The following is a 6,386-nucleotide window of genomic DNA, read 5'->3' as shown; positions in this document are numbered from 1 at the left end:
TACTAACTTCTTTTGCTCCGAGTCTGAAATAGCTATCTTGTTATCAATGGCTATTTTTAACATCATGTTAGCTCTCGTGTCATACTGAGGCAATACCGCATTGAGTATTATCACTCTGTCTCCTAATGTTAAATTCATACGTTTTTTATTTTTTAGTTGAAATTCATGTTATGTTGAAATTCTTATTGTACATAGAATAGTCCTGTAGTTTTGTCCCACTTTACACTATAACTTTCAGGTGAAGATGTAATAGTCGCAAGCTGCGTATTAGTAGGCATTAAAGAAGCATATATACAAGTTCTTTTAAACCAACTATCTTCGTTTGAAAAGTTTTGAAAAGCAAGATGGATATGGCGATAAGATGTTGTTCCCGGCAAATGCTCGCAACTTACGGCGTTAGCCCTATAAGTAGTTCCAGCTTCCTTATTCATGGTACCTATCTCTACTTTTAATGCAGCATCTCCCTGCATGAATGTACCATAAGCCCTTAATTTAATACAACTCATCATGCTTGGATCTACTCGTGTTCTTATTATTTGTTTGTTAGAATAAAAATCTGTATATTCATTATCGCCCTGAGAGTTCGTAAATCCTTTATGAATACCAACAAATACAGAATTATTATTACTTCCTCCAAACACCAATGATGCTTCTGCGGCACTTAGTCTTACTGAGCGCATAATGCCCAAATCATCAGAATATTGTGCTCTTAAATGTGCACCTTCTATATCGAAGCCTCCAATTCTTCCATTTCCATTCTGATAAATCCTGAAAGGTGCATTTTCCGGTGTTGAAGAACCCGCCCAAAATCTTACTGATGTCTCAGCAGTGCCTTCGCCGGTTATACCTGCTTGATTATTTTGCAGTTTAATTGTCCTTTTAGCCATCACATCACCGGCGGAAGATACTTGAAATGTAGGGTCTCCAACGGGATTTCCGGCAGAGTCTGCAGTTCCCCCAGCCCATATTCTAATACTGCCACTGCCAGCCATCCCTCCCGTACCACCAAAGGATATAGCACCAGTGGTTATCAGGCCGTTTTGGATAATGGTTGGCGTACTATCGTATTTCGAAGCAAATACCCATCCTGAACCATTATAACGATAGATGTTTATTCCGTCTACCCATAAATCATTGAGCTTCATACCTGAAGTAGGGGCATAGGTTTGATAAAAAACTCTTGCTTTGTTACTGACCAAACCTATTGCTTCGTTTGCCGCATTGGATGCATCTTCCGCATCTTGCAACGCATCATTGACACCGTCGTAAAGTGGTTTTAAATCGGGTTTATCCGTAATATTATCATATCCACTTGTACCGGCTTTAAACACAATTTTACCACCAATTTCGCCCTGTGCGACATTGAAATAGGTTTCACCGTTAGGACTAACGATAAGTCCTACAGTTATACGTCCGGGGAGAATTTCCGTAAAACCATACACGGTTACAAAGCTACGTTCTGCCTCATATTCGCTGGATAGTGCTCCTGTCAAGAAATAATAGTAGCCGTCTCCGGGGTCCATTTTATACGGTGTTTCACTTAAGATGAATGTACCAGTTGTGCTTGATTTGCTACATTTGGAATACAGGTATAAGGCTCCGGGAGTGTCCAATGGTGGCGATACATAAGCCGCCATATCCCAATATTTGTATTCCCCGGCAGCATGGGAAGAGGATAACTTGGATATCCCTAACGTCATGTGCTGAAGGATGCTTGTTGGGGCTGAAAATATCTTTGTTTCTTGATTATATTTGAAATCAGGAATAATTTCGCGAGGATTTACCTTACTGTTGACAAATCTAAATTGCAGACTCTCATCTCCGACCAGCATAGCCATTGTCTGTATCGTTATCGGGTTGATTGCGGCACTAAATCCTGCGATGGCAGCCTCCAACATGGAAAGGGTTTCAACTGCATCGCGCCAACGGCGTTTTGTGAAAGACAAGGCATTGTTAAACCTTTCTTCGTTTTTTACTTCATTACTGTCGATTTTGCCTAACTCCGACGAAACAAAGCCTGCAACCGGGGTATTGGACAGTTCCAATTCCGGACTATGGGGTTTATTTATATAGTCCTTTATACCGGTAATCCGGATTAAGAGGCCATCGGGTTGAAATTGGGGGTCGGTAAATTGGATATAACCGCCAGGTTGTAACTTACCACCGATTTCCAACCATCTTTTCTTTGACCACATACCATCCAGCTCTCCTGTAAAAGTGAAGTTTTCCTCTTCATTCTCATACATGTAACGAACGGCTTCTTTGAACATCTCCCAGCTGGCACCCGATTTAGTCGGATTATCACAAACATAAGCATCAGGGAGGGATATGTTGAAGATTGCATAGGTATCACCAACGGAAGGCTTGAATGTCGTGTCGGGCATTATAATCCCGTCTATCTCCCGTGGTACAATCTTAAAGCGGCGTTCAGCATGGATATAACCGGTTAACTCATCATCTGTTTGCTCCAAGTCGAATTCCTTACCCGTTAAAATACCTGACTGGAATATAATGGTCGCTTTTTCTCCTGCAATCCGACATTGAGAATAATCCAGCGTATCCGGAATAGTGCTATCTTTTATGTCATAGAAGTTCTTTGATATATCTATCGTAATAACTTCGCTGACCGTTCCCACACGGGACGGGTAGATGTGCGAAGCATCGTATCCGTCTTCATTATAGCTGACTAACTCTTTGTCCGCTCGTGTTATAAACATACCATCGGTGTCTGTTTTATAACGTTTACCTTGATACTCCAGTTCCTGCCCTTTGGGTAATAATAGGGTTGAACTACCGTATGCTGATACATCTATATTACGTTCACCACCCTGTACATACAAAATCGTTACCGGGGCCTTTTCACCTTGGTTCTGGCGACCCACACCTGTTTTGAAGCCGTTACCCTTCCCGTAGCTAAGAGGAAGAGGAGCATCTTTAAATTTCTCTACTTTCCCGAAGTTTACCGTTTTGTTGACAAATTCAAATTCCGTGTTCCATTCATCGGCAAAGCGGTTGATTACTTCCATGCAGGTTTCGTGATTGAAGGCCAACGCTTTTTCGGAGGCATCGATGCAGGTGCCAAGTGTCCATCCGGTGTCATGCAGGTTTAAATTGTCCACAAGTAACTGCATAAACATACGAGGTTTTGCCGTTAGTGGAAATTTCAACTTATGGGGTTTAGATGACAGAAATTTATATTTTGTACGATTTAACAGCTCCCACCATCCGCCAAATTCAACGGTATACTCCAGGTTGCGTTCACCGCGCTTTGTCAGGTTTTCAGGTTTCCAAAGAGTGTAACGTTGACCTTGGAATTCTATATAACTGTATACAGGTATTTCAACGTGTTCAATTAGCGAGAAATAAAGATAAACCTTGTCTCCTTGACGGATAGCCCGGTAACGGTAACTGGTATCGTCAACCGGGATGTCAAGAATTTTTTCACCTGTTTTGTCGAATATATTCATAATGCTGAAAATTAATGCCTACATTTAAACCCCTTTTCTCCGTATGGAGAAATTTCTATAATGCCGCCTCCCTGCTGTGATAGCCTCGGAGGCGGTTTTTAATCCTATACTTTCTTACCATAATACTTCAAAAAGCTGAAGCTACTGGCTAACTTACGTTCTGGACAAGGCTTTAAGTACTCGTTTTCCAACGAGTAGGCCTCCTGCTCGAAAGCAATCCTCCTGTAAGCCTTATCCGCATTCCGGTACGCGATTAGTCTAATAAGGAACTCTATGCCATACCACACATAGTACAGAAATATCGGGATAGTCAGTAATGCCAGCATCCACCAGCCATAATGATTAAATGCGAAGCAGATAAACATAATCCCGATAGCGATTGCCAATCCGGTGGTAAAACACGTCTGATATTGCTCCACGTGGGTAGCCTCATGTGTTTTAATTTTTTGGGATAGTGAGGCATGCTCTGTGAAAATTGCGCCAAAAAGCATGATTGTCGAAAAGTCTTTTAGGAAGGTGAATGCCTTCGCAATTTTGCTGTTGTAAAAAATCTTTGCCATATAAGTTTATTTTGTGGGCCAAAGCCCGGTTAACTATCCATATAAGGAGGACATCTATTTCAATTTTTTCGGGAAGTGAGCTAAATCTGCATCAGGAATATCGCCAGATAAGTACTTCCCAGTGCAGCTATTTCACACCAAAACATAGGCTTGGTTGCAACGAAATCCTGCCACAAACTACCGGTTACATGCTTACTCATGCCGACGACAGTGTAGACTATAAAGGCCAACCATATCGGGATAAGCACCCACCAATAAGGTGTACACCCAACCCATAACTGCGAAGAGATAAGCGTCAGTGCGGCTGAACCGCAATGTATCTTGTTTATCCATTCGTCCCGGAAATCGGGAGCCAAGCCGACGCCGATTAGACCGATACAAGCAGCTATAGCCAGCAACCGCATCGTGAATGTTGTACTGAGTTCCCAGACTACCGGAAAGAGGAACAAAGCAGTTAAACACATGGACGCGCCAAAGATTAGTTTGTGCTCCAGCTTGTAGAAGGTAGCACTAATACTATAGGGTATGCCCTTCTGTTTAATACATACAGCCGTTGTGTAGGCTGTGATAATTAATAGAGAGATAATTTCTAACATATATTTTTATTTTTATATTTGCATAATCATATAGTACTAAATTTTATATTGTCGCCACCTCTTGGCTGCGAAGTTCGGAGGTGGTATTTTTTAGGCCCTTTTTAAATAGCGTAAAACTATAACACCAGAACCGCCAGCCCCACCATGGCAACCGCCGCCCCAACCAGCACTTCCACCTGCGCCGGTGTTGGGTTTAGAATTTCCTGCATATCCAATACCATCTCTATCTGAACTTGGGTATCCGACATTAGGATGTACCACAAAGCTGCTGTTCTGTGGGGTAGCAGTTCCACCGGAACCAGCACCGCCATACTGAACATTATTAAAGGGGCATATTTCAGACATTCCGTTTCCTATTCCTGGGTTTGAACCTTTACCGTTAGTACCATTCAGCCCACCCAAGTTACCGTCATATCCGCCCCCGGATGTTCCGTTTCCTCCTTTGCCTGTACTATGCCTATTACCACCGCCTTTTCCACCTTCAGCGACAAGAGAGCCAAACGAAGTAGAACCACCATCGTGAACTTCTCCTGAGTTTGGAGAAGTAATATCACCACCTGCTCCAATTATATAAGATATCAGACTTCCCGGCGTGACAGATATGGTTTGATTAATGATAAAACCGGAACCGCCACCGCATCCGTCTGGACCTGAACCAGTGACACCGGAAGCACCAGCTCCACCGCCCCCAATCATCCATACATCTACGGATGTACAACCAACCGGAACAAACCATGTTCCAGAAGTAGTTAGTACCTCTACGACTTCGACCAATTTTACTTTTGCGGATACCATCATCCTACGTCTACTCATCTCCTGTCTGGTATTACAATTGTTGTTATACTATCATCCCGCAGAACGATTGTTCCTTCCTCTATCTTAGAAGTAGGCATGTAGTAGGTATGGCTAACTGACTGATAGCTCATAATACCTATAATGGTTGCTACGAATAAAGTAAGCAACTCTTTTCTGTAAGTTTTAATTGTCGTTTCCATATATTTAATTTTAATCGATTACATAAGGAGAAGAAGGCGGAGTAAAGTTTGATTTCCAGCGGGCAACGTTAGATATGCGGAACTCATCAAATACATTTTTTGAACGATGCGATGAATTATTATAGCTGACACCACTACCTAATCTATTATATACCTGACTAGCTGAAGGAGTCGTTGAATGCGTGAAGCTTTTAGTTAATACTCCATTTATATAGAAATAAGAAACACCGGAATAGTGTACCAATGCTACATGATTAAAACCATCATTTATGTTTACGCTAAAACTTTCTGCGATATTCCAAGTATATCCATTAGTAGAGGATAAAAAGACACAGGTTTTTACACCATTATCAACCCGGAAGCACATTCTTATGGGGCAATAATCGCCATATGAACTATTTGAACTTTGAAAAACCACATCATGATAATCGCCAGTTGAATTATCAACTTTAACCCAAAAATCAATCGTGAATGTTCCAGAAGTAAAAAGTTCTCTTAAAAAGTCGTTAGGTAAATCTACATACCCAGTACCAAACTGTATCGCTTGTTCAAACTTCCCGGTAGTAAACGCCAAGTTGTTATTCGTAGCCGAATAGTCGTTTTCACTACTATCCACAACGTTACCATTGAAGTGTAACAACAGTACAGTCTTTGCAGTCGAAACAACTTTTTTAGCCTTCATTAACCTTCGCCTGCCCATAAATCTAAGTTTAATTCAAAGGTTAGGAAATGCGGATAGTTCGCCTTTACGTCGATTTGAGCTATCTC

General features: G+C 41.7%; 5 protein-coding genes. All 5 read right to left on the bottom strand.

The genetic code is table 11. From position 1 onward, the window contains the following. Positions 1–182: 182 nt before the first annotated feature. Positions 183–3,467 (bottom strand): hypothetical protein, encoded by a 3,285-nt coding sequence (locus DW103_RS17495; RefSeq protein WP_122278513.1) that lies wholly within the window; start codon positions 3,465–3,467, stop codon positions 183–185. A gap of 104 nt (positions 3,468–3,571) precedes the next feature. Continuing rightward, on the bottom strand, positions 3,572–4,027 hold the full coding sequence (locus tag DW103_RS17490) for a hypothetical protein (RefSeq protein ID WP_122278511.1): 456 nt from the start codon (positions 4,025–4,027) through the stop codon (positions 3,572–3,574). A gap of 80 nt (positions 4,028–4,107) precedes the next feature. Further along, positions 4,108–4,623, bottom strand: coding sequence for a hypothetical protein (locus tag DW103_RS17485; RefSeq protein WP_122278509.1), 516 nt, complete (start codon positions 4,621–4,623; stop codon positions 4,108–4,110). Positions 4,624–4,713: 90 nt separating this feature from the next. Then, a complete protein-coding gene (locus DW103_RS17480; protein ID WP_147381245.1) occupies positions 4,714–5,436 on the bottom strand; it encodes a glycine-rich domain-containing protein in 723 nt (240 codons plus the stop codon). 192 nt (positions 5,437–5,628) lie between these two features. Next, complete coding sequence (locus tag DW103_RS17475) at positions 5,629–6,318, bottom strand: LamG domain-containing protein (RefSeq protein WP_122278505.1); 690 nt, start codon at positions 6,316–6,318, stop codon at positions 5,629–5,631. Positions 6,319–6,386 lie beyond the last annotated feature (68 nt).

This window comes from Parabacteroides sp. AM08-6, from assembly GCF_003473295.1.
Lineage (GTDB): Bacteria > Bacteroidota > Bacteroidia > Bacteroidales > Tannerellaceae > Parabacteroides.
This window is presented reverse-complemented; position numbering and strand designations above follow the sequence as displayed.

What these genes read in the sequence shown, in the direction of transcription:
- DW103_RS17495 (WP_122278513.1), bottom strand. Translation starts at nt 3,467, where the DNA reads ATGAATATATTCGACAAAACAGGTGAAAAAATTCTTGACATCCCGGTT.
- DW103_RS17490 (WP_122278511.1), bottom strand. Translation starts at nt 4,027, where the DNA reads ATGGCAAAGATTTTTTACAACAGCAAAATTGCGAAGGCATTCACCTTC.
- DW103_RS17485 (WP_122278509.1), bottom strand. Translation starts at nt 4,623, where the DNA reads ATGTTAGAAATTATCTCTCTATTAATTATCACAGCCTACACAACGGCT.
- DW103_RS17480 (WP_147381245.1), bottom strand. Translation starts at nt 5,436, where the DNA reads ATGAGTAGACGTAGGATGATGGTATCCGCAAAAGTAAAATTGGTCGAA.
- DW103_RS17475 (WP_122278505.1), bottom strand. Translation starts at nt 6,318, where the DNA reads ATGGGCAGGCGAAGGTTAATGAAGGCTAAAAAAGTTGTTTCGACTGCA.